23 protein-coding genes and 1 tRNA gene are annotated in these 25362 nt (G+C 36.6%); 12 read left to right on the top strand and 12 right to left on the bottom strand.

Going from position 1 to position 25362, the window contains the following annotated elements; all coding sequences use genetic code 11:
- Positions 1 to 65 precede the first annotated feature (65 nt).
- A complete protein-coding gene (locus SK086_RS11005) occupies positions 66 to 1196 on the top strand; it encodes a hypothetical protein (protein ID WP_290877185.1) in 1131 nt (376 codons plus the stop codon).
- A 28-nt stretch (positions 1197 to 1224) separates the two neighbouring features.
- Positions 1225 to 3675 carry an FG-GAP-like repeat-containing protein gene (locus tag SK086_RS11000; protein ID WP_324691664.1) on the top strand — a complete coding sequence of 817 codons (2451 nt, stop codon included), beginning with the start codon at positions 1225 to 1227 and terminating at the stop codon, positions 3673 to 3675.
- A 50-nt stretch (positions 3676 to 3725) separates the two neighbouring features.
- Here SK086_RS11000 and SK086_RS10995 read toward each other — a convergent pair whose 3' ends face one another.
- Genes SK086_RS10995 through SK086_RS10985 form a run of 3 tightly spaced genes read right to left on the bottom strand, consistent with a single transcriptional unit; the run spans position 3726 to position 5643 of the window.
- A complete protein-coding gene (locus tag SK086_RS10995; protein WP_324691663.1) occupies positions 3726 to 4682 on the bottom strand; it encodes an ion channel in 957 nt (318 codons plus the stop codon).
- Positions 4683 to 4686: 4 nt separating this feature from the next.
- A complete protein-coding gene (locus tag SK086_RS10990) occupies positions 4687 to 5184 on the bottom strand; it encodes a GNAT family N-acetyltransferase (RefSeq protein WP_324691662.1) in 498 nt (165 codons plus the stop codon).
- Positions 5185 to 5187: 3 nt separating this feature from the next.
- Positions 5188 to 5643, bottom strand: coding sequence for a DUF1801 domain-containing protein (locus tag SK086_RS10985; protein WP_324691661.1), 456 nt, complete (start codon positions 5641 to 5643; stop codon positions 5188 to 5190).
- Positions 5644 to 5715: 72 nt separating this feature from the next.
- On the opposite strand from SK086_RS10985, the gene SK086_RS10980 reads away from it, so the two are divergent.
- A complete protein-coding gene (locus SK086_RS10980; RefSeq protein WP_324691660.1) occupies positions 5716 to 6819 on the top strand; it encodes a DUF3667 domain-containing protein in 1104 nt (367 codons plus the stop codon).
- A gap of 2 nt (positions 6820 to 6821) precedes the next feature.
- Complete coding sequence (locus SK086_RS10975) at positions 6822 to 7847, top strand: M28 family metallopeptidase (protein ID WP_324691658.1); 1026 nt, start codon at positions 6822 to 6824, stop codon at positions 7845 to 7847.
- Between the two features lie 53 nt (positions 7848 to 7900).
- Here SK086_RS10975 and SK086_RS10970 read toward each other — a convergent pair.
- The 4 genes from SK086_RS10970 to SK086_RS10955 all read right to left on the bottom strand — a co-directional run bounded on the left by SK086_RS10970 (position 7901) and on the right by SK086_RS10955 (position 10355).
- Positions 7901 to 7976 (bottom strand) — tRNA-His (locus SK086_RS10970).
- Between the two features lie 85 nt (positions 7977 to 8061).
- Positions 8062 to 8778 (bottom strand): bacillithiol biosynthesis deacetylase BshB1, encoded by a 717-nt coding sequence (gene bshB1 / locus SK086_RS10965; protein ID WP_324691657.1) that lies wholly within the window; start codon positions 8776 to 8778, stop codon positions 8062 to 8064.
- An 89-nt stretch (positions 8779 to 8867) separates the two neighbouring features.
- The gene (locus SK086_RS10960; protein WP_324691655.1) at positions 8868 to 9932 is read right to left on the bottom strand and encodes an isochorismate synthase; all 1065 of its coding nucleotides are present in this window, start codon (positions 9930 to 9932) and stop codon (positions 8868 to 8870) included.
- Positions 9933 to 10355, bottom strand: coding sequence for a PaaI family thioesterase (locus SK086_RS10955; RefSeq protein ID WP_290876589.1), 423 nt, complete (start codon positions 10353 to 10355; stop codon positions 9933 to 9935).
- Between the two features lie 208 nt (positions 10356 to 10563).
- Between SK086_RS10955 and SK086_RS10950 the strand changes: the two genes are divergently transcribed.
- The 5 genes from SK086_RS10950 (at position 10564) to SK086_RS10930 (ending at position 18481) form a co-directional block, all read left to right on the top strand.
- Positions 10564 to 12060, top strand: coding sequence for a hypothetical protein (locus SK086_RS10950; RefSeq protein WP_324691654.1), 1497 nt, complete (start codon positions 10564 to 10566; stop codon positions 12058 to 12060).
- A gap of 79 nt (positions 12061 to 12139) precedes the next feature.
- Complete coding sequence (purL, locus tag SK086_RS10945) at positions 12140 to 15820, top strand: phosphoribosylformylglycinamidine synthase (RefSeq protein ID WP_324691652.1); 3681 nt, start codon at positions 12140 to 12142, stop codon at positions 15818 to 15820.
- 155 nt (positions 15821 to 15975) lie between these two features.
- Complete coding sequence (locus SK086_RS10940) at positions 15976 to 17730, top strand: polymorphic toxin-type HINT domain-containing protein (RefSeq protein ID WP_324691650.1); 1755 nt, start codon at positions 15976 to 15978, stop codon at positions 17728 to 17730.
- A 9-nt stretch (positions 17731 to 17739) separates the two neighbouring features.
- Entirely contained in the window at positions 17740 to 18207 is a 468-nt protein-coding gene (locus SK086_RS10935; protein WP_324691649.1) for a hypothetical protein, read from the top strand.
- The gene (locus SK086_RS10930) at positions 18200 to 18481 is read left to right on the top strand and encodes a hypothetical protein (RefSeq protein ID WP_324691648.1); all 282 of its coding nucleotides are present in this window, start codon (positions 18200 to 18202) and stop codon (positions 18479 to 18481) included. The genes SK086_RS10935 and SK086_RS10930 overlap by 8 nt, the downstream gene beginning before the upstream one ends.
- An 87-nt stretch (positions 18482 to 18568) precedes the next feature.
- Here the strand turns inward: SK086_RS10930 and SK086_RS10925 are convergent, their stop codons facing one another.
- The 3 genes from SK086_RS10925 to SK086_RS10915 form a co-directional block, all read right to left on the bottom strand.
- On the bottom strand, positions 18569 to 19609 hold the full coding sequence (locus SK086_RS10925; protein WP_324691647.1) for a tyrosine-type recombinase/integrase: 1041 nt from the start codon (positions 19607 to 19609) through the stop codon (positions 18569 to 18571).
- A gap of 390 nt (positions 19610 to 19999) precedes the next feature.
- The gene (locus SK086_RS10920; RefSeq protein WP_324691646.1) at positions 20000 to 20332 is read right to left on the bottom strand and encodes a hypothetical protein; all 333 of its coding nucleotides are present in this window, start codon (positions 20330 to 20332) and stop codon (positions 20000 to 20002) included.
- A gap of 3 nt (positions 20333 to 20335) precedes the next feature.
- A complete protein-coding gene (locus SK086_RS10915) occupies positions 20336 to 21415 on the bottom strand; it encodes an RHS repeat domain-containing protein (protein ID WP_324691844.1) in 1080 nt (359 codons plus the stop codon).
- 114 nt (positions 21416 to 21529) lie between these two features.
- Between SK086_RS10915 and SK086_RS10910 the strand changes: the two genes are divergently transcribed.
- The gene (locus SK086_RS10910) at positions 21530 to 21790 is read left to right on the top strand and encodes a helix-turn-helix domain-containing protein (RefSeq protein ID WP_324691645.1); all 261 of its coding nucleotides are present in this window, start codon (positions 21530 to 21532) and stop codon (positions 21788 to 21790) included.
- Between the two features lie 276 nt (positions 21791 to 22066).
- On the opposite strand, the gene SK086_RS10905 is transcribed toward SK086_RS10910, so the two are convergent.
- The gene (locus SK086_RS10905; protein WP_324691643.1) at positions 22067 to 22414 is read right to left on the bottom strand and encodes a hypothetical protein; all 348 of its coding nucleotides are present in this window, start codon (positions 22412 to 22414) and stop codon (positions 22067 to 22069) included.
- A 14-nt stretch (positions 22415 to 22428) separates the two neighbouring features.
- Complete coding sequence (locus SK086_RS10900; protein ID WP_324691642.1) at positions 22429 to 23574, bottom strand: RHS repeat domain-containing protein; 1146 nt, start codon at positions 23572 to 23574, stop codon at positions 22429 to 22431.
- Between the two features lie 128 nt (positions 23575 to 23702).
- On the opposite strand from SK086_RS10900, the gene SK086_RS10895 reads away from it, so the two are divergent.
- On the top strand, positions 23703 to 24008 hold the full coding sequence (locus SK086_RS10895) for a helix-turn-helix domain-containing protein (protein ID WP_324691641.1): 306 nt from the start codon (positions 23703 to 23705) through the stop codon (positions 24006 to 24008).
- A gap of 30 nt (positions 24009 to 24038) precedes the next feature.
- Positions 24039 to 24770, top strand: coding sequence for a hypothetical protein (locus tag SK086_RS10890; protein WP_324691640.1), 732 nt, complete (start codon positions 24039 to 24041; stop codon positions 24768 to 24770).
- Positions 24771 to 25362: the final 592 nt, after the last annotated feature.

Below are 25362 nucleotides of genomic sequence, written 5' to 3'. Positions count from 1 at the left end.
AAATTTGTTAATTTTTAGATTGTTACCAAAATATTATTATATTTGGTCAGCATTTTAAAAATCATATGAAAAAGAATTACTTACAAGCGCTGCTTTTAGTCTTTACACTCACCATTTTCTCTTCTTGTTCTGACAACGACGACGAAGAGAGTTACACGCCGGTTTCACCTGTAGTTGTTGATTTAACCCAGGTTCCTTATCCTAAATTATCCGATTATCATTTTTTTGAAGGTGATTTAAAAAACCTAACGCCTTCCTTAAATGTAATTCCTTATGAGCCTGCCAGCATTTTATTCAGTGATTATGCGCACAAGAAACGTTTTGTTTGGATGCCGGAAGGTACAAAAGCTACCTTCAATGGTGATGATAAAATTTTAGAATTACCGGTTGGGGCAGCCATCATTAAAAATTTCTACTACGATAAAATCCAACCTACTGATACACCTTTAATCATCGAAACACGAATTATGATTCGCAAAGTTGACGGATGGATTTTTGCGGATTATGTATGGAATGACGATCAAACAGAAGCCTATTTAGACTTGAACGGAAGCTACAAACAGCTTACTTTTAAAGATGACAATAACGTGGTTCGCAATGTAAACTACAGAATTCCTTCCGAAGCGCAGTGTATAGTTTGTCATAAATACAAACAAGATGTTGGCGGACAAGAAGTGACTACTTTCATTCCGATTGGTATCAAACCACAAAATTTAAACTTCAATTACAACTACGGTAATGAAACCAAAAACCAATTAACCAAGTGGATTGAACAAGGATATTTGGAAAACAATTTTGCATTCCCTACTCCGGAACATACTACCATAAATTACAGTGATGCTACACAACCTTTGGAAAAAAGGGTTCGTTCTTATTTCGACATCAACTGTGCCCACTGCCACAAAGAAACAGGTCATTGTGATTACAGACCGCTTCGATTGAGCTTTACAGAAACAGGTGGTGTTAATGGTCACAGTAACATGGGGGTTTGTGTGCCTACTGTTGACATGCAAGACTTTGACCCTGAATTGAGCAACTTGATAACACCAAGTAAACCTTCGCAATCGATGCTGTTCTTCAGAATTAACACCACTAATGAAAGCTATATGATGCCATTACACGGCCGATCTTTAATACATGACGAAGGTGTTGCCTTAATTGAAGAGTGGATTAATTCACTACAAAACTGTCCATAATATTAAAACCAACCTTATAACTAGAAACATGAAGAAAATTACATTTTTATTTTTTTTGTTAGCGGTGAGCAGTTTAACTTTTGCACAAAATACTTGTGCAACGGCAATACCAATCACAGCTGCAGGAACTTTTACTATTAGTACCATAGATGGTACCGGTTTACCGGCGACAACTTGTAATTACACGAATGCAAATGTAACAGCAGTTGAGTGGTATGCTTACACACCAACTCAAAACTACACCGTTACAGTATCAGCAGATTTACAAGAAAATTTATGTAGAGACACGAGGGTAAGAATCTACACAGGTAATTGTACCACAATGACTTGCGTTGTGGCAGATGACGACTCCGGTGTTTTAGCTTGTAATTCAGGAAATACTAATTCGTATTTATCTAAAGCTACTTTTAATGCTGTCGCGGGTCAAACTTATTATATCGTTTGGGACAACCGTTATGAATCAACCGGATTCAACTTTCAGGTAAGTGAAATCCCAGCCGGATACAATCCATGTAATGGAGCCGTTGCAGTTAGCGCAGGAACTACCACTGTTGCTGCTATTGATCAAACCAATATCAACACCAGTTGTTCTACAGCAACTTTATCCAAATGGTATTCTTATACACCAGCTGTAAATGCTAACGTGACTATTACCTCTGATTTAGCTGTTAACCTATGCAAGGATACTAACGTAAGTGTATATTCCGGAAACTGTACCTCAGGTTTAACTTGTGTTGGAAGTGATGACAATTCAGGTGTTTTAGCTTGTAATTTCGGAAATACCAATTCATATTTATCAACTTATTCCTTTATTGCTTCTGCAGGTACTACTTATTACATTGTTTGGGACAATAAATGGAGTGCTAACGGATTTGATTTCCAAATCAATGAAACGCCAATCGTAATACCGATTACTTATAACAACCAAACTGTTTCAACTATCAACAGTAGCTATAACATCTGTATTGTAGATATGAATGGCGACTATAAAGATGATATTGTAGGCGTAAGTGGGAATAACTTAAGAGTTCATTTCCAAGGAAACACTCCGGGTACATTCACAGTTACTGATTTCCCAATTACAGGAACCAGCGATATGCCGTCTTGGAGTATGGCTGCCGGAGATTACAACAAAGACGGATACAATGACTTACTATTAGGAAGCGGATCAGGATTAACATTTTGGAGATCTGCCAACAATGGTACTTCTTATACCAACATCAACCCTTCAGATTACATTTTCTGTCAAAGAACTAACTTTGTTGACATCAACAACGACGGTCATTTAGATGCTTTCTCTTGTCATGATATTGCTCCAAATGTGTACTACATGAACGATGGAAGTGCTAATATGAATTACTACCAATCAGGTACTTCGGGTGCTTATATGTTAGGTGTTACTGCCAGTGGTGGTAACTATGCTTCATTATGGACAGATTTCGATAATGACGGTGATTTAGATATGTTTATTTCCAAATGTTCAGGACCTCCTTGTGAACTACACAGAAATGACGGTAATGGAGTTTTCACAGACATCTCTGCCCAAGCCGGGATTAATGTTACGCCTATTCAAACCTGGTCTTCAGCTATTGCTGATTTTGATAACGATGACGATATGGACGTAATCATCACGGCAAGTGCAGGAACTCATAAATTCTTCAGAAACAACAAAGACACCAATACAGTTGCCTTTACTAATATCACAGCCGGTTCAGGTTGGGATACCAATACAGCAACAAACATTGACAATATTGCTTACGATTTTGACAACGATGGTAAAGTTGATGTTTTAGGCGGTGGTAACAAAATCATGTTCAACCAAGGAAACAACTCTTTCACTCCTGTAGGCTACAACGCTATTAGTGTTGGTGCCGTTGGCGATTTGAATAACGACGGTTTCTTAGACATTCAAAACGGTTCTACTATTCGTTACGGTGTGCCTAATGGCAACAACTGGCTGAAAGTAACCTTACAAGGTATTCAAAGCAACAGAAACGGTATTGGTGCTCGCGTTGAAATTTATGGCCCATGGGGCAAACAAATCAGAGATATCCGTAGTGGTGAAGGTTTCCGTTATATGAGTTCATTAAATGCACACTTCGGCCTTGGAACTTCCACAGTAATCAACCAAGTAATTATCAAATGGCCATCCGGTATAGTTGACACTTACAACAACGTTACAGCCAACCAACCATTAAGCGCAGTGGAAGGTGCTACTTTAGGAATTGATGCTTTTGAAAGTTCTGTATTTACAGTATATCCAAACCCTGTAAAAAACACCATCAACATTGCAATCAATACAGCCAATCCTGTTGAATTTGTTACGGCTCAAGTATACGATTTAAGCGGAAGAATGGTTCACCAAACACAAGTGGCTAATCAAACTGTAACTGTTAATCATCTTGCCAAAGGAACTTACATCTTGATGTTAAGAGACAGTAACGGTAAAGATTACTCTCAGAAATTCATCAAAGAATAAATTTCTTTGAAATACAATAAAAAAAGTCCCGAATATAGTTCGGGACTTTTTTATATGGCTACATTTTCAAAAGCATTCAATTTATTAAGGTGCAGTAAAGTATGATTGTCATCATGACTTCTGGAGAACATCGGGACAAACTTGGCACCATACACCACTTCTTGAAATATATAAGACGTTCGTTTAACAACCGTGGTACTGAAACGATCATCAAAAACTTTGACATAAACCATTATTTCTCCCTTGATATTAACATAATCCTCTTTAGATAAATTATAAAAAGGACTGCTTTCGGTAATGGGATGTACCAAAGTCCAACTCAAAGTTAAGGCATTAATCTTAGACAACTCTAAGTCAAGATTATAAAACTTATTGACCATTTTACCATTTTCCTCAACGGTCAAACCCACTGTCATTTTTGCTTCAGCATCTGTTAAATGGGTATTTTTATAAGGACTCATTCTAATCATTAAAGCAGTGCCTGATTGATAAGGTGCTATCAAGGCATTTTCAGAAAAACGCAAAAAAGCTTTTGGCATACTAAATCGCCCATAAAACAAACCGGTAGCTATGGCAAAACTCAACAAGCCAAACAAAGCCTCAAAGGCAGCCACAAAACTGGTTAAAAAACCACTCGGACTAATATGACCATACCCGACAGTAGTATACGTTTGAATGCTGAAAAAAAAAGCTTGACCAAATTGATCCATAGCATTTTCAGCATTGATTCCTTTAAGATGCTCCACTCCAATCAAGTAATATACAGTTGCAAAACATAGGTTTACAACAAAATAAAACAATAGTATAATGAGCATGAATTTCCATCTTGGGATGTTAACCATGGTATGAAACCAACTAATGCCGTCAAAAAAACCAATCCCGGTTCTTTTAATGTTGGCGTTTCCGTTTTTCGTCAAAAAACGACCTCCGTAACTTCCCGGGTTGACACCAAAACCGGTATTGCTATCTGTTTTTGCTTTCGCGTTAATTTTTTTTAAAAATGCCATGTAGTTACAGTTGTTTTCCCATTACATAATCATCCATTACAAATCCGTTGCCTATATCGATTACTTCTTCTTTTACAATCTCAAAGCCTGTTTTTTGATAAAATTGAATAGCGGAATTGTATTTGTTAACGTTTAAAAACAAAGCCTCATCTCCAAAAGCTAAAGCCTGTTGTTCAATATAATCTACCAAAGCTTTACCGGTTCCTTTGCCTTGTTGGGAAGATAAAATGTAAATTTTGTGAATTTTAGTTTTGCCGGAATTGTTTACATTGTGTTCGTAAGAAGCAAATCCAACGGCTTCATCATTAGAATAAATCAGCACAAAATGATGTTGCTTAAGAGTAGATTGTTCTTGAAGAGCGGCAACACTATACATCATTTCAAGCATGTAAGCTAGTTGCGCTTCCGTTAAAATTGCACCATAGGTTTTAGGCCAAACTTCGAAAGCAATAGCTCTTACGGCTGTAAATTGGTTATCAGTGTTGGGAACAATTGTAAACATCTGCTATTTTTTGAAAGCAGATTCATATAGGGCAATCCAATCCTGAACTGATATTTTCTGAGTCAATTCGGCAATCAAGTCATACGGAATATCTTCCATCTTTTTGAAACGAACACAGCTTTTACCCATATCGAGCTTGTATTTGCAACGTTTACCATATTCAGCCACAAACCAATCATACAAATTTTTATCGGCATAAACGCCCATATGGTAAAATGCGATAAAGTTTTTTTGCGAAGCCAATCCCATAAACGGTAGCGGATCTTTGGGATTACAGTGATAGCCTTTTGGGTAAATTGAATGTGGTACAGCATAACCCAACATCCCGTAACCCATTCCTTCTTGAAAACCCTCAGGTAAATTATCCGTAATGGTTTTTCTGAGTTGCTCCATAACCTTTTTACGGTCTTCCGGCAATTCGGCGATATAGTCTGATGGTGTAAGTGCTTTTGATTGCATCGTTTTGTATTTAGTTCCTCAAAAATAGAAATTATTTTAATAGTTTTACGTATCCAATCACATTACTGTAGTATGTCTAAAAGCCCATTAAGAAAAGATAAAACCTGCCTGAACTGTAGGCATGTGGTAGAAAACCGTTTTTGTCCAAACTGCGGTCAGGAAAATACAGATACCCGAAAAACATTTGTACAGTTATTTGTCCACTTCTTCGAAGATTTAACCCATTACGAAAATTCATTTTGGAAAACTATTCGAAACTTAATCTTTAAGCCTGCATCCCTGACTAAAGAATACCTTTCCGGTAAGCGAATGTCTTATTTGGCGCCTATTCGATTGTACATTTTTATCAGTTTTGTGACCTTCTTTCTTTTCTCAATTCTACCTGATAGCTCAGGGGAAGAAGTGACTAATGTTAACGAAGTCAACAACCATAAATCTACCGAAAAAATCACTGCAGCTCCTATTGATACCGTTGCGCATGCTAAAGACACGCTTCAAAAAGAAGCATGGATTAAAAAGTTGGAACAAGACGGACATATTGATAAACAGACAGCCGATTCTTTGCAACTGTCAGCTTCCAAAAGAAATCAAGAATATGAAAACGGCGATTATATGAACTTCGGATACCGCTCCATCAAAGAATTAGATTCGATCCAGCAATATGGTAAACCGGAGGAAAAGCTCGGAGATTTTGGCTATTGGTTTCACAAAAAGATACTGTTAGCCAAAAAAGGAAAGACCAAAGATGAAATTTTCGACAAACTCTCCGAAGCATTTATCCACAACATCCCAAAGGCTTTGTTCATTTATATGCCTTTATTTGCCTTTGTATTATGGTTGTTCCAAAGTAAAAAACGCTGGTACTATTTTGACCATGGTATTTTTACTTTGCATTATTTTTCCTTTTTGCTGCTTGCGTCATTAATCTTGGAATTAATTAACTTTTTCGTAGGATTATTTGGGAATCATTGGTTTTTAGACACCATTATTACTATAGCAGATACAGTTATCATTATTTATATGCTGTATTACTTTTTCCCGGCGCATCATCGCTTTTATGAGCAAAGCAGATTCAAGACCATCATCAAGGGTATTTTAATATTCTTCATCAACATGTTCATCTTAAGTTTTATCCTGATTGGGCTTTTCTTCTTTTCATTCATTAACATACATTAATCATGTCAAAAAAAATATTATTCTTATTAGCACTATTTACATTAGTAACCAGCTGTAGCCCTTCAAAATCCGGCAATAAAAAGTTGGCTGATGTTAGTACTTATCTCTCTGCAATTAATACTGAAAGTTTGCGCACCAACCTTACCTATATTGCCTCCGATGAAACCGAAGGACGGGAAACAGGCAGCGAAGGCCAAAAGAAAGCCGGCAAGTTTATCATCGATTTTTACAAGAAAAACGGTATTTCGAATCCCAAAGGTGCCGACGATTACTACCAAAAAGTACCGGCCGCGTTTTTAAATGCCAAAAGAAACGAAAACTTACCCGACTCAGAGAACATCTGGGCCTTTATAGAAGGTTCTGAAAAACCGGATGAAATTGTTGTAATTTCAGCACATTACGATCACGTAGGAGTTAAAGACGGTGAGATTTATAACGGAGCCGACGATGACGGTTCGGGAACTGTAGCTTTAATGGAAATGGCTGCTGCTTTTCAAAAAGCCAAAAACGAAGGCAACGGTCCGAAACGATCTATCTTAATTTTACATGTAACCGGTGAAGAACATGGCTTACACGGATCTCGTTACTATTCCGAAAATCCGCTTTTCCCGTTAAAAAATACAGTGGCTGATGTGAACATTGACATGATTGGCCGCCGTGATGATTTTCACAAAGACAGCAATAATTATGTATATGTCATCGGTTCCGATTATTTATCGACCGATTTATACAACATTTGCGAGAGTGTGAACCAACAATACATTAAGCTCGCTATTGATTACAAATACAACGACAAAAAAGATCCGAATCGATTTTACTACCGCTCCGACCATTACAACTTTGCCAAACACAATATCCCATCGGTTTTCCTTTTTAACGGAACGCACGCCGATTACCACAAACCAAGCGATGAAGTGGGAAAAATTGAATTCGACGCGCTCACCAAAAGAACGCAATACGCTTTTGCTATTGCCTGGGAAATTGCCAACCGAGAGCAACGTTTAGTAGTAGACAAAACCGATAAATAAACGGTAAATTACAGTTACAAAAAAAGCCCCGAAATACGGGGCTTTTGAATTTTGGGTGAAAGACGGGTCTCGAACCCGCGACCTTCGGAACCACAATCCGACGCTCTAACCAACTGAGCTACAATCACCATTTATTTTTGCAAAGAACCTAAGTTGCTTTTGCGAGTGCAAATATAGTGCAAAACTTAACTTTTGCAAAGGTTTTTTAGATTTTTTAAATCAAATCTCCTAAGCTCTTGACTGCCACGTATCTCTCGGTTGTAAAACCTTCAGCATAATCCACACCAATCAATCGACCGAAGTCTTGCGTGCGGTAATGAATACTTTGCAAAAAGTTTTTAGTAGCTATCGGTGTGATCGGTTCATTAGAGTTTTCAGAATAAAACTGAGAGGCATAAGCCAAAATAGACTTTGTTTTTATATCCATGAATTCAGAAATATCTACCACAAAATCAGGCTCTATATTTTTCCATTGGATGTAATGATACACTACTTTCGGACGCCACACTTCCTGTTGCACGCCTTCATGCTCGGTTTCAATTTTTCGCAAACCCGATAAAAAACAGGCGTCAGAAACCAACTTACTGCCTTTGCCGTGATCGATGTGACGGTCTTCGATGGCATTACAAATTACAATCTCAGGCTTGTATTTGCGAATTCGCTTAATGATTTCCAACTGATGGGCTTCGTCATTCACAAAAAAACCATCGCGCATGTTTAAATTTTCTCGCATGGAAATCCCCAAAATTTCAGCCGCCAAAGCAGCTTCCTGATCACGAATTTCCACCGATCCTCGAGTTCCGAGTTCGCCACGCGTTAAATCGATTATACCTACTTTTTTTCCTAAGGAAACTTCTTTGGCAATTGTGCCGCTACAGCCCAATTCTACATCATCAGGATGTGCGCCAAACGCTAAAATATCTAATTTCATACTTTTTATTTTTTATAGTATCATGTAAACTATGAGTCGTAGTCTATTACTTTTAACTTACAACATAGAACCCACAACATACAACTGCTTTAATTCAAAACCTTCCGCATGGTCATCGATTTGTTGACCGTTTCGATAAATTCCGCTTCCGGCACACTGTCTTTAGTAATGCCGCAACCGATGAATAATTCGACGTGCTTGTCGTTGATTTTCATACAACGCAAATTAACAAACAAATCCGTTTGCTCGGTTCGGAATGTGGCCAAATCGATATTCAACTCACCCAAAAATCCCGAATAATAACTTCTGTCATACGATTCGTTTTGCAAGATAAAATCCTTTGCCGCCGCTTTCGGCAATCCGCAAACAGCTGATGTCGGATGCAAAGATTTAATAATTTCCTCCAAGTTGCTATCGCTACCAATAGTCGCTGCAATATCAGTCTTGATGTGCCACAAATTTCCGGCTTGCACCGAATACGGACTCGAAACAGTGAGTTCTGACACTTTATCGCTCAAACTTTGGGTAATAAAATCGGTTACCAATTGTTGTTCCTCAATTTCTTTTTCTTGCCAAACGACATCTGTAGATTCAGTTACCGCTTGCGTTCCGGCCAAAGCCACGGTTTGCAATGTTACCTGATTGATTTTTAAAAACTGTTCCGGACTGGCGCCCAACCAAAGCCCTATTTTGGGGTGAAAAAAACAATATTTGAAAGCGGTCGGATAAAAAGCCACCAACTTTTTAAATACAGTTTCCAACTCAAAAGAAGGTATAGCAACCATCGCTTTACGAGACAAAACCACTTTCTCAAATGCGCCTTGACCAATGGCATCGACTCCTGCTGTCACCAAGGCTTCAAAATCTCTTTTAGCGGCTTCGTCAGCCTCAATGATCGGATTAGGAGCTATTAAAAAGTCTGTTTCCTTTATCTTCTCGACATAAACTTCTGATTCGGCTTGTGGAATATAAGGAATGGCATCGCCCTCAAAAGGGGCAAAAACAAAACCTTTCTCACTAAAATCTTTTAAAAAGTGTAAGCTGTCGTTCTCCTGAAATAAAGCAATCATGCGGTCAGCTTTGGGCTTCGCATACAGCACAAACGGCAATTGTTTTTCCAGTTGCGCTTTGACTTTTACAAACACATCTGTCATTTATCTCCTGGGTAAAATCATGTTAGTCAACTTACACAACGAAATCAGCTTGTCGTTTTCATCCGTTATTTTAATCTCCCACAAATGAATACTTCTTCCTTGATGAATAATTTTGGCAGTACAAAATACAGTTCCTTCGCGTTTGCTTTTCAAATGATTAGCCGAAATTTCAATCCCGCGCACTTCTTGCTTTTCAGTATTGATAAACATGAGTGAAGCCGCACTACCAACACTTTCTGCTAAAGCCACTGTGGCACCGCCATGCAACAATCCCATGGGTTGATGCACTCTTGAATTTACCGGCATTTTAGCTTTTAAAAAGCCTTCACCGGCGTCTATATATTCTATTTCTAAGGTTTCCATCAAAGTGTTTTTGCTCCATTCGTTGCACAGTTGTAACACTTTTTCTCTATCCAATGCCATAGCTTAAATTTTTCACGAAATTACTACTTATTTCCCACAAGGAAAAAAGCCAACACCACGAATATACTATAATGGTATTTTTACCGTTATTTACCAAGACTATAGTCAAATTTTCAAATCGACTTATTTTCAAATTAAACTATAATACCTACATTTACGACCGGAGACTGTTAGGTCGAATTGTACAAAGTAAAAATTCATAATACTGATGCGCTATCTTATATTCTTTTTTATAATTGGTTTAACTTTATTCACCAGTTCTTGTCGACAAGATTTTGAATTTGAACCCAGTACAGGCGGTTTGTTTTTCTCGAAAGATACCGTGTATTTAGATACTGTTTTTACCAATATCGGATCGAGCACTTACACCCTAAAAGTGTATAACCGAAGCGATAAAGACATCAAAATACCAACCATACAATTAGGAAAAGGACAAGCTTCTAAATACCGCATGACCGTTGATGGTATGGTAGGCAATAACAACCGAGTGTTTAATGATGTAGAGTTGTTGGCCAAAGACAGCATGTACATCTTCATCGAAGTGACTGCGGATGTAGCCGAAGCCAATCCAACCGATTTCTTATATACCGATATTATCGAATTTCGCCACGCCAACGGAGAAGTGCAAGATGTAGATTTAGTGACACTAATCCAAGATGCGTATTTCTTATATCCGAAACGATTTTCCGACGGCACTACCGAAACGCTCACCATTGAAGGTATAGAAGAACCGGTGTATGGTTTCTTTTTAGATGAAAATGATCCCGTTAACGGCAATGAATACGTTTGGGGCAACGATAAACCTTACGTCGTTTATGGTTATGCAGCCGTTCCCGGAGGAAAAACTTTGAACGTTCAACCCGGTGCTCGTATACATTTCCATGCCGACTCAGGATTAATTGTGGGTAACGGCGCTTCATTCAAAGCCAATGGAACTTTAGAAAACAATATCATTTTTGAAGGCGATCGTTTAGAACCCGGATTTTCAGATGTTGCCGGTCAATGGCAAACCATTTGGCTGACTGCCGGAAGTACCGGAAATGAAATCGATAACGTCATCATCAAAAATGCAGCAGTCGGTTTGAACATCGATAGCAATGATGGTAATTTTATGACGATTAAAAACACCCAGATATACAATTCATCATTGATTGGATTATACGCCAAAACTGCAAAGATTAGAGGTGAAAACGTGGTTATTAATTACGCCGGTATCGCTTCGTTAGCTTGTACTTTGGGTGGAAGTTACGAATTCAAACAGTGTACGTTTAACAACAATTGGTCGAGTTCCCGACAAGTGGCTGTTTTGCTGAATAATTATTACGAAGATGAAAATGGTGCTCAAGTACCCTTCGATTTGGTGCAAGCGGACTTTAAAAACTGCATCATTTATGGAAGCAATACTTATGAACTATCACTTGATCCGGCTACTTCAGGCCTATTCAACCATTCTTTCACCAAATGTTTATTGAAATTCGGTAGCAGTAGCAATCCGTTGTACAGCTTCCTGTTCGATAATCCTGAAGTCAAACGCAACGAAAATCCTAAATTTTTAAACATACAAAATAACCAACTTAACATCGGCGATGATTCGGCTGCCAGAGGATTTGGAGATGATGTTAGCGTACCTTTTGATATTTTAGGAAATCCAAGAACAACTCCTTTTGATGCCGGCGCTTATAATTGGACAACTTTTCAAGACTAATTTGTTGAAAAACCTTTTTCCATATTCGCATTTTTTAGTCTAAATTTGCAGTAACAACAACAACATTAATAACTACACAATGATTCATTTCTTCGGAAACGAAAGTACTACTGTTTTTGCCGTACAAACGCAAAACGAACTTTCGGCAGAAAACATCTCAAAATTAAACTGGCTTTTTGGCAACGCTCATAAAATAGAAAAATCCGTCATGACGGATTTTTTTGTTGGTCCACGTGCCGCTATGGTTACGCCTTGGAGTACCAATGCCGTAGAAATCACCCAAAATATGGGAGTTGAAGGCATTATCCGAATTGAGGAATTCGAAAAAGTAACTGAAAACTTTACCGATTTCGACCCAATGCTTTCGCAAAAGTACAACGAGTTAACACAAGATATTTTCACCATCAACATCCAACCGGAATCGATTTTGGAAATCGAGGATATCGCCACTTACAACCAACAAGAAGGATTAGCGTTAAGCGAAGAAGAAGTTGCCTATTTAAACAGTGTTTCTCAAAAAATAGGAAGAAAACTAACCGATTCTGAAGTCTTTGGATTTTCTCAAGTCAATTCAGAACATTGTCGCCATAAAATTTTCAACGGCACTTTTGTGATTGACGGACAAGAAAAAGAAACTTCCCTATTCAAACTCATCAAAAAAACATCGGCCGAACATCCTAACGATATCGTTTCGGCCTACAAAGATAATGTCGCATTTATCAAAGGGCCGAAAGTAACTCAATTCGCCCCTAAAAGTGCCGACAAACCGGATTTTTACGAGACTAAGGAATTTGATTCAGTGATTTCGCTAAAAGCCGAAACCCATAATTTCCCTACTACTGTAGAGCCTTTCAACGGAGCAGCAACGGGTTCAGGTGGTGAAATCCGTGACCGTTTGGCCGGTGGACAAGGTTCATTGCCTTTGGCCGGAACTGCTGTTTACATGACGGCTTATTCCCGATTAAAAGATAACCGCGAATGGGAAAATGGCATGACCGAGCGACAATGGTTGTACCAAACACCCATGGACATCTTAATCAAAGCCTCAAATGGCGCTTCAGATTTCGGAAATAAATTCGGGCAACCGCTTATCACTGGTTCCATTCTAACCTTCGAACACGAGGAAGAAGACAGAAAACTCGGCTACGATAAAGTCATCATGCAAGCCGGAGGCATTGGCTACGGAAAGCTCGACCAATCCATCAAAAAGAAACCTAGCGAAGGAGACAAAATCGTTATCCTTGGCGGGGAAAATTACCGAATCGGAATGGGCGGTGCTGCAGTTTCCTCTGCCGATACCGGTGCTTTTGGTTCCGGAATCGAACTGAACGCCATCCAACGTTCCAATCCTGAAATGCAAAAACGCGCCGCAAACGCCATTCGCGGTTTGGTAGAAAGCGATGAAAATCCGATTGTTTCCATACACGATCACGGCGCCGGCGGTCATTTGAACTGTCTATCCGAATTGGTAGAAGAAACCGGGGGGGTGATAGACTTAGATAAATTACCTGTTGGTGATCCAACTTTATCGGCCAAAGAAATCATCGGCAACGAATCGCAAGAACGAATGGGATTGGTCATTGGTCAAAAAGACATTGATACCTTACAACGCATCGCAGAAAGAGAGCGTTCGCCTATGTACCAAGTGGGACACGTAACAGCCAACAAACGTTTTACTTTTGAAGGCCAAAAAACAGGCTGTAAACCTATGGACCTCGCCTTGGAAGACATGTTCGGCAGTTCGCCCAAAACCATCATGGCGGATAAAACCATACAAAGAAATTATACTGATTTAGAGTATAGTTCCGATTATATTCAAGACTACCTAAAAGACGTTTTGAAACTCGAAGCCGTAGCTTGTAAAGATTGGTTGACCAATAAAGTCGATCGTTGCGTAGGCGGAAGAGTAGCCAAACAACAATGTGTCGGACCTTTACAATTGCCGCTAAACAATGTGGGCGTAATGGCCTTAGATTTTAACGGAAAAGAAGGTATTGCCACTTCCATTGGCCACGCTCCTATTTCGGCATTAATCGACCCGAAAGCCGGTAGCCGAAATGCCATAGCCGAAGCTTTATCTAACATCATTTTTGCCCCTTTAAAAGACAATTTAAAAAGCGTTTCGTTGTCTGCCAACTGGATGTGGGCTTGTAAAAACGAAGGCGAAGATGCCCGTTTGTACGAAGCGGTTCAGGCTTGCTCTGAGTTTGCTATCGAGTTAGGCATCAACATTCCTACGGGAAAAGATTCACTTTCCATGAAACAAAAATACCCGAACGACGAAGTGATTGCACCGGGAACGGTAATTATTTCGGCGGCCGGAAATTGTTCCAATATTACCAAAGTGGTAGAACCGGTGTTGCAAAGAAATGGTGGTTCGATTTATTACATCAATTTGTCTCAAGACGAATTTAAATTGGGTGGAAGTTCTTTTGCCCAAACCTTAAATAAAATTGGTGCTGAAACGCCAACCATTAAAGATGCCGCGTTCTTTAAAAAGGCCTTCAATGCTGTGCAAAATTTAATCAAAGACCGACAAATCCTTGCCGGACATGATATCGGAAGCGGTGGTTTAATCACAACGCTATTGGAAATGTGCTTTGCCGATAACCATTTAGGAGCTAAAATCGACTTCTCGTCATTGGAAGAAAATGATTTGGTTAAAATCCTATTTGCAGAAAACATCGGATTGGTATTGCAAGCTAAAGACGATGCAGTCTTTGAAAAAGCATTAGAAGGAATCGAAATCTTCAAAATCGGAGAAGTCTCAACGACTCCATCATTGGAATTTGGAATTTGGAATTTAGATATTGCGAGTTTACGCGATATTTGGTTTGAAACTTCTTATTTATTAGACCTAAAACAATCCAAAAACAACACGGCCACAGAGCGTTATAATAATTACAGTCACCAACCTTTACAATACCAATTCCCTGCCCACTTCACTGGAAAACTAAAAGACGTCACTTCGAGTGATTCCGATGTTAATCGGAATCGTATCGAGAAGCCAAAAGCAGCCATCATCCGTGAAAAAGGCAGCAATTCCGAACGCGAAATGGCGAATGCCATGTACTTAGCCGGATTTGACGTAAAAGACGTTCACATGACCGATTTGATTTCGGGACGCGAAACTTTGGAAGACATCCAATTTATTGGTGCTGTGGGTGGTTTTTCTAATTCCGATGTTTTGGGTTCTGCTAAAGGTTGGGCCGGGGCTTTTTTATACAACGAAAAAGCCAACACGGCTTTGAAAAACTTCCTTAAAAGAGAAGACACTTTATCAGTAGGCATCTGCAACGGTTGTCAATTGTTTATGGAATTAGAAGTCATTAACCCTGAACATGAAGTTCACGGTAAAATGAAACACAACGATTCTCACAAACATGAGAGCATCTTTACCTCAGTTACGGTTCAAGAAAACCATTCCGTAATGCTGAAAACCCTTGCCGGAGCAACCTTAGGCGTTTGGGTGTCGCATGGCGAAGGTAAATTCCACTTACCTTATGAAGAAAGCAAGTACAACATCGTAGCCAAATACGCTTACGAAGGTTATCCCGCCAACCCCAACGGTTCCGATTATAACACGGCCATGTTGTGTGATAAAACCGGGCGCCATTTAGTCATGATGCCTCACATTGAACGCTCCACCTTCCCTTGGAACTGGGCATATTACCCTGACAGAGGACAAAAAGACGAAGTTTCACCTTGGCTTGAAGCCTTTGTTAATGCCCGAAAATGGATAGAAAATCAAAATAAATAAACAGAAAACCCGCTCCTTGGAGTGGGTTTTTTAATATGGCGTGTTCCCTTGGCCTACCCTGAGCTTGTCGAAGGGCAACCCTATATAGAACATTGGATAGTAAAAGGTGTAAGACCTACAATATACAGTTAAAGTTTGAAGAGGGACAAACGGTCATGTTTAATTTTGAACTCAATATGTTAGAGGGCTTCCCATCAAATGTTCCTATAAACTTAGAGATTAGAAATTTAGCCGGTACAACTGTTTTTTGGAGTACTACAATTAGTGCTGCTGGTGTTGTATCGGGTTCATTTACTGCGCCTATTTCTGCAGATTATAAAATTGTACTCTCAGTTAATAACACAACCGGAAATGATATAGGAATTACGATTGATAATTTTTATGTTTATACGCAACCTAGTTTGAGTAATGATTATGTTTCACTATTTTTACCGGACGTTCTGAGTTATAATGATTACTATCCGTTCGGTAGTTTAGTACCTAACCGCCACCGCAGCACCGATGATTACAGATACGGTTTCCAAGGGCAAGAGAAAGATGATGAATTAAAAGGGGAAGGAAATAGCTATGCATTTGATTTAAGGTTTTATGATCCGAGGATTGGAAGGTTTTTAAGTCTAGACCCTGACAAAAAATTATATACTGATCTTTCACCATATCTTTTTGCTGCAAATAGCCCTTTAGTGCTTATTGACGAAATGGGACGAGGACCAATTGTACCTAAGTGGTTATGGCAAGGAAAAGCTTATGATGTAGCTTTTACAGCAGGATTTATTGACGGTATGTGGGATGCAGGTGAAGGAGTTGTACAGCATGCAGTTGACTGGCATCCTCTAAACTGGGTTACTGATCCTAGTAATCAATGGAGGAAAACTAAAGAAGCTCTTTCTTTACCAAGAGTAATGGTAACTATTTTGACTGATGATACAGCCAGAGAAAATCTCTTGAAAGCCGTTGAAGAAGGCATAGGAACTTGGATTGATGATGCAACAGGAAAGAAGGGAATGGACGTTGCCGGATATACTCATGGTAAACTAGTTTTTGAAGTCGTCGCTACTTTTGTTGGAGTCGAAGAGTTGCAATTGGCTAGTAAAAGTGGTAAATTTTCAAAAGAAACATTAGATCTTCTCAAAAAGAATGCTAAGACCCTTATTAAACAAATGAAGCCTTGTGGCTGTTTTACAGCGGGTACTTTAGTTTTTGTTGAGGAAGGTTATAAAAATATTGAGGAGATTAAAGTTGGTGATAAAGTTTGGGCCTACAATGATAAAAATGGTGAATTAGAACTAAAGAAAGTAATTGATACATTCAGTAGAGACTTTAGTCAAGTTTATAAAATTTACTATGGAGATGAGGTCATAGAAGCCACAAATGAACATCCTTTTTTTATTGGCGGAAAATGGCTAAAAGTGGATGAATTAAAAGTTGGGGATAACTTAACTTTATATGATGAAACTACATTACCCATAACAAAAATTGAACTTGTGGAGGGAGACTTTAAAGTTTATAATTTTACAGTTGATGAATACCACACTTATTATGTTTCTAAATCTAATGTGCTTGTTCATAATGGGAATCCTTGTGATTTTGGATTTATGTGGCAAGAGGCAAAAACTGTTCTAACAGATGTTTTAACAAAAGGGGTACATGGTAATGTCTTTTTTAAAGGTAAAAAGTTGACTGAAATTGGTTTTGAGGTTAATGAATCTGGAGATGTTATTTATAATATTGTTGGTAAAAAAGTATCTAGAGAACAAGAGAAAATAGTAGAGCAAGCTTTCCAAGCTCAATTAAAAAATCCAAATTTTAAAAGTGAACTAAAAGAAAAAGCTAAAGAATTTTTAGATAGTGGAGCGTTTAAAGGTAAAGACAGAGAAAAAAAGCTTCAAAAAATAGTTGATGAATTATAAAATTGAAAGATGGGATTATCAGAATTTATTATTGACAGTAAAGTAGGTGACATAGAAATTGGAGTAGATATATCTTATTCTAAAATGAATTTTGATGTTATTCAATCAGAAGATGGCGGCACTCCCGCCTTACTTGAATTAAAATATGAAAGAATTGATTTTCAAATAACTTCTTTCAGAAGTGTTGTAATAGGGATTTCTTATGATTTTGAGTATACACCAAACAAATTTTATGAGATAAAACATGGAACTTTAAGCGGAAAGATTGGCTACAAATCTAATTTAAATGATGTCCAAAAAATGCTTGACTATTTTAATTTAGAATATAAAATTTTTAAATGTGAAAAAGTAGAAAGTACTGAATTGCATCTCTTAAAAAGTAATATTATTTTGAAATTTATAAATCCTCAATTAGATATTTTATGTAAAGCCTATGTTTTTGATATGGATTTATATAATAAAATTTCTAATGTATAAATTCATTCTAGATGATTTTATTGAAAAGGAGAAGCTAATGAATATCTCTACAAGAGAGTTTTTGAGCTCAGATCTAACTCCATTTATAACTCAAAAATCAAATAGTGCTAATAAATATGATTTAAGTGAGATATTGGTTTTGAGTTATAATCATGCAAAAATAACTGTTGGTATTGAAGGTAAAAACATCGTCAAATATAAAATGTTTAGAATTACATCCTATAATGAGAATATGGATTTTACTTATAAAGGCTTTAACCCGCTTCCGCACTAATCCTTTCGCGTCTTAATGATCAATTAAAAAAAGAACACGCTCGTGAGCGTGTTCTTTTTGTGTGTTTTGGTGGAGAAATAAGTAAACTCAATAACTCTCCAACTTACTATGCACCTTATCAATCTCCCTATCAATATACACTTGCGCATAATGTACATATCTGTTAAAAGCACTGCTACTGGCACTGTGGCCACTTATCTTTCTTACAAGATGCTCCGGCATTCCTAAAATTAAAAGTGTTGTAATTGCCGTACGGCGCATCATGTGTGAACTCATTTTGTCGCAAAATCGAATCCCTTTTTGTGAGCCTCTTTGTTTTTTGGCTTTGCCAAGACGTTCCCTTGTAACTTCAAGATCATTAGTAAACCCGGCTTTCTCACCTATAGTTTTTAATACTTTATTAAAAGTATACAAGCCTATTTCTCCAAATACATTTACCCCAGCCTTTGTGGGCCTATACTTTTTGTAAATAGAAACGGCATAAGCCGGAAGCTTAATGCTTGAATAAGTTTTTGTTTTCTTTGATTTTATTTTTAAATACCAATCCTCACCCGATTGCTCAAAGTTTTTATTGGTTAATAAAAAAATATCGGAGTACCGCAAACCTGTAGTACACCCAAATACAAAAATATCTTTTACTTTTTTTAAGCTGGGGGTTAATTGACTCTCAAACTCTTTGTCATGAATCAAAAATTTCAATTGCTCCGGTGTTAAAACTAATACGTCAATTTCTTCTTTTCTGACATAAAATTGTTTGTGAAAATCACCAATATAAATTTCTTTTTCCTCTTTTAAATAATTAAAAAAAACTCTGATAATTTTTATTTGTGAACCAACATAATTATCATAGCACCCCTTCTTGTATAGAAAATCGGTAAAATTTTTATAGAATTTTTTCCAATAATTTTTTTCAGATTGTAACTCTCTTTTGGTGAGTTTCATAACATCACATACTCGAATATCAGTTTTTAACTCCTCTGAAAAAAGAATTAGGTTTCTTAAAACATAATTGTAATTGTTTATTGAATTTTTAGTAATTCGCTCACCGTTTTTTTTAAGTCTTTTTCCTGATTCTGATTCTTTGATAAACTGTTTGAACAAAGGGATTAATGGTTTGACCTTTTTCATGATGTGGTTTTTACCAAAAATACACCAAAAGCAAAATAAAATTAACTTTTACATGTAAAGTTCTATTTTAAATACAATAAACAACAAGGTATTATTGCTCATTTTATTAATTTCATAAAACTAGTTTAACAGAGAAAAAAATATTAAAACTAAAGTTTATGTAAAATTAATACTTAGCAAAAATGTTTTTTAACCAGAGTGTATAGCGTGAAAAATGAAGAAGAACATTTATAAATTTAGTAAAAAAGCAACTCGTTTAAAAGTTGCTTTTACTTATATTTATTATTTATTAATGGAAAAGGGTTCTCGCAGTATTTAATACTGGAGGGGGAGTATGTGTACTAAAATATAAAAAAGAAAACCTGATTCTTTTAAGTAGGGTTTTATAATTCAATCTATTTCGATTGAATTAAGAATTTCTTTAACTAAGTTTCTGACGGATTGCCATTTAATATTATTTACAAAACTTTGTGGAGTCCATAATTCTTTTTCAATCCCTAAAACCATTGAACGAACTTGTTTGATTTTTTTTGCGTTGTCTTGTGTAATTAATCCTTCGGAATTTAATATTGCCAAGTTATTTTCGTGTAAGAACGTATAATAATCTCCTTCAATTTCACTTAATCGGTTTTGTATTAAAAAATGATAATCAGTATTTAATTCTTTTTCAGGTAAAAGAAATAAAATTAACGTATCAATTAAATTGGCGTACCTTTCAACCATAATTTATTCTGCTTGAATTATTTTAGATTTATCTTCTTTTGTTGGTTTATAATCTTTTCCAACAACTTTTGTTTTACCATACTTTCCACTATTGATTTTATAATAGGTTGAACCAGGGTGATGTGAATTACCGGTTGTGAAGGAAACAAATCCATCTCCTCCTTTTTCAATAAATTTCCATCCTTCGCCCGAATTCAATGCTTGCCGTTCCCATCCAGAACCTAATATTTGCTCTACATCATCAACAGATTTTCCCCAAATTTCTTTAGGATTATTTACTAAGTCATCAAATGATTTTATAGTTACTTCAACCTCTTTTGATAAAGATACTTCTGTAGATAAAGCAACTCCTTCTTCAACTGCAATAGCTCCTCTTGTTTCTAATGATACACCTACTGTTTCTTCAAGTGTAATAGCCTCTGCCTCAGGAGCTACTAAAGGTATTAATAAGGGTGCGACTACAATAGTGCCTTGAGCAACTCTTTTAGGATCACCACTTTTTAAGTCCCTGTATGCATTAACATGCTTATCTATAACAGCTGTTACAACATTTTTGGCTGACTTGACTGGATTTTTAGCTACTACTTTAACCTTTCTTATTTTTGCTTTTGCATCATCTTCAATCTCCTTTTTCATTTGTTTTGGTTCCTGAAACATTGAAAGTGATTGTCCCGGTTTATTGAGGCGTCCTTTAGGCAACGCTTCTTCGAGGAGGGCATCAAAATATTCGCCAAGCCATTTCCATGCTTTTTTTGTTGTTTCAACAACATTACTGCTGTTTGATTTCGATGGCTTCGTTTCCGCACCTTCCAATTCAAGCATATCAATAACTCTATTTTCGCTAAATGAAAAAGGACTATTCCAAGGAAATTTTGGAGCAAGAGGATCCAAACTCAAAAACCTTCCCACCCTCGGGTCATGCATTCTAAAAGTATAATTCAAGGAATTTCCTTCCCCTTTTAATTCATCGTCTTTCTCTTGCCCTTGGAAACCGTATCTGTAATCATCGGTGCTACGGTGGCGGTTAGGTACTAAACTACCGAACGGGTAATACTTTTTTGTAAAAGAACGTTCTGTAAATATAAAAACTAAAACCTAAAGAGTTGTAGTTTTTTTAATTTTTAAAAGGTAGAAAGGATTTCTGAGTTATCGGGTTTTTTATAGGCAGGGATTGTAAATCCGAGCTATCGCGGTACTGTGAGTTTAGCTGATAACATTAAAATTATAAGAGAAAAACAAGGACTACTCCAAAAAGAAATCTCTAATCATATTGATGTAGATAAATCAACGTATAGTAAGATTGAAAGAGGAACAAGAGAAGTAACCGTAGCCGAACTACAAAAGCTTACTAAACTCTTTAATTTAACTACTGACCAGATTTTGAACTATGACGAAAATATAATTCCTAAAGAAGTAGTTATTGAAGTCAAAACCATTATTAGCAAATGCAACACCTAGAACAACTCGATGAAGAAGATAAAAGTATTGTGTTTAAAATGATTGATAAAATGCTTACCTACGGTTTTAAAGATTTCTTCGCTAAAAACGTTTCTTCTTTGTAGTTTTAACAAAATTTTAACTATTTTATTTTTTAGCATTGATTAGGAGTATTTAATACTCATAGTGTTTATTTTTATATCTGTTTTACAGTTTATACTCATAAAAAAAACGCCCGTAAGCGTGTTTTATTTTTGTCTATTTATTTTAAAAGCCAAAATATTTTAAGGGGTTAGCTTAAGCATTATTAATTTCGGAAATTAATTCATCAAGATTGTAATAATACCTGTCTTTTAATAAACTAAAATAACTGACATTAACGTTAGACATTTGTTTATTAATATCTCTCCAAACTAAAATCCCTTCATTTTCAAATTCTATTAAGTCTGTTAAACTACCAAACGAAGAGTCTGGTGGATATTCTTTATTTAATGTTTGTTGGAATTTGATATTCCAGTTCTCAATATTCTTTTTTAAGTCTTCTGAAAAATTTAAATCATAATGATTAACATTACTGTAAATCTCATCTTTTTCACTTATCCAAAGAGGGAAACAACCATATTCAGGTGAAATTTTAATATTCATATTTATTGCAAAAATTAATTTTTAGGAACTGATACAGGATTTGCTCCAACTATAAAACCATTTTCCGAGGTGGTTACGGCAACTCTTTTTACTTCTCCTTTATACAAATACTCGTATATTGGTCTTCCAGTTCCTTCTCCTTGATAACCTACTATTTTTCCTTTTGTTGTAGCATCAAATACAAAATCTGCAATATCATCCTTAGCAATACCATTTTTAGAAAAATCATCTGCGTGTTTCATAATGTGTTCTAAGCCAGCTTTTGCATTTCCTTTTTCTAAAAATACAATTTTGTTTAATTGGTTTCTACCAATCTTTATGATATCTTGAATAGTAAATTTTACCCCTTCTTTTGCTAATATTCCTGTAAAATGTTTAACAATAGCTTGTTGCACTTTAACCTTAACAGCTTTTTCAAATAGCTCTCCCCAAACACCAGATCCTACAGTTAATAAAGCATAATCCAATGCATTGCCACCAGGATGATTAACACCCTCACCTGTATTAAGTTCTACTGGTATTTTTAAAGTCACCCCATCAACAACTAAATGAATGTCATATTTAGCCAAACAATATGTATCCATTGAACGCCAATACCAAGGACCAGACTTAACTGTTCTAGTTGTAAAACCGTGATAAACAAAAGTAATTTTAGATTTGTTATTAACTAAATCTATATCTTTTAGTGATTGAATAACTGGACCTATAAAGTCATCTGCTAAAGCTGTTTTTCCGTTTAGAACAAAATAATTTTGTTTAGTCCTTTTACCGCCATTCGTATTATTAACTATTACTTGTTCTTCTAAACCTTCAATTTCAACAGCATTAATAACTTTATTTCCACTAAAAGAATATGGAGTATATTGAGGATAATCTCTAAATAAAGGATCGATTGTAAAAAACCTACCAACTCGCGGGTCATGCATCCTAAAAGTATAATTTAAAGAGTTGCCTTCCCCTTTTAATTCATCGTCTTTCTCTTGCCCTTGGAAACCATATCTGTAATCATCGGTGCTGCGGTGGCGGTTAGGTACTAAACTACCGAACGGAGTGTAATCATATAGCAAAGAACGTTTGGTAAATATATTAAAAAGTCTAAAAAGTTTAAAGCTTCTTATCTTTCTATACAAAGTAAAAATAAGAAATGCAAAATAATTCACATAAGGAATAAAGTTTTGAATATATCGTTTTGTAAGATAAAACCTTTTTATTAATCTTGTTTCAAATACCACAATTTATTATAAACAACTAGAACGACAAACTAGTCCGTTCAATAAATTTGTGTACAATGCTTGAAAGCTTATTAATCAAAATCACTGTAAAACGCCTCGAAAAGAAATTTTCACAAAACTATATGGCGTCCCAACTCAATATTTCACAAAGCTTTTACAATAAAATAGAAAACGGTAAAACAGAACTATCCGTAAAAAACCTATTAAAGATAGCTATACTTCTCGACATTGATAAAATCGAAATTTATCAAAACCACAAATCAAACAGTAATGTAAAAATCAAAAAAGAACTTATCCTCAAGGCTGTCGATAAGTTTGTCATCCCAAGCGCTACTGACAATAAAGAAATCAATACAAAATAATATAATGTCTAACCAAAAATCTTTAAAACTATGGCAACATTTTCAGAAATCGGACACGCTAAAAACATAGCAAACTTTCAAGACCTAATCGCTTTCGTAGAAAGCTACGGTTCCATCTACAACCCATCAAAAAACGCCTTAAAACTTCCACAACTAAATGCACTGGTCACACTGTCTCAAACACATCTGGAAGAAGTAATTACAAAAAACACTATCTACAACAATGCTGTAAATGAAAGAATAATAGAATTCGCCAACCTAAAAGGGCTATCAACTAGAATCATAAATGCTCTCGAAACTACAGACGCTACAAAAGAAAAAGTCAATAACGCAAAAACATTCAACCGAAAACTCCAAGGCAAAAGAGCTTCGCAAACAACAACTGCAGCGGACACAAACGCACCTGCACCCAATACCATCAGTGCAAGCCAACAATCATACGACCAACAAATACAACATCTTACCGGTTTAATAGCAGTACTCCAAACCGAAGCGAGCTATACCCCTAACGAAACAGACTTAACCATTGCTAGTCTATCAGCCAAGCAAGCCAATCTAAACGCAAAAAATAATGCCGTTTCTGTAGCCTATGCCAATGTAAGCAATTCAAGAATAACACGCAATAACACACTCTATAACAATGAAACAAGCCTAGTACAAACCGCTACCGAAGTAAAAAAATACATAAAATCCATATTCGGAGCTACCAGCCAAGAATACGCACAAGTAAAAGGAATACAATTCAAAAAGATAAAAATGTAAAAATCAAAATCAGATCTATTACCACTCCTTTAAGTAAACTCGTCACTACGAGAAGAAAACACCTTACTGCTCTGTTAAAAATCCTAACTGCAGTAAGGTTTTTTGTTACTTCAAAATGAAACCCGTTTACTGCAACTACATATCTCACTACTGCAAAAAGAAAAATACCTACTGCAATTAGATTTCTCACTACTGCAAAAAGAAAACTCCTTATTGCAACAAGATATCACATCACTGTAAAAAGAAAACTCACTCCGCTAAACAAACACCAATAAACCTGCACAATGTCACCCTGAGCTTGTCGAAGGGCTTTTAAAACAAAAAACCTATCCAAATAAATGAACAGGGTTTACTTCGTCAGTTCGCTTCGCTCGGGTCTAAAAAAAGCCTGCCTGCAGCTAGGCAGGGCGGCGGCCCGAGGGCTTTGCCCGAACTGGCGAAGCACACGAGCTTGCGACTGCGCCGAACCGCTTAAAAACAAGAAAGCCTGTCTAAAGACAGGCTTTCCACAAAAAAGGCGGCGAATCGACCGAAGGGACACGCCGCACCTATAAAAAAAATGAGTCCTGACTATAAAGTCAGGACTCACTAA

Origin of the sequence: Flavobacterium cheonhonense, from assembly GCF_035671315.1 — a bacterium.
GTDB classification, from domain to species: Bacteria; Bacteroidota; Bacteroidia; order Flavobacteriales; family Flavobacteriaceae; genus Flavobacterium; species Flavobacterium cheonhonense.
The sequence above is the reverse complement of the archived record's forward strand: the minus strand, read 5'-3'. Positions and strand labels throughout refer to the sequence as shown.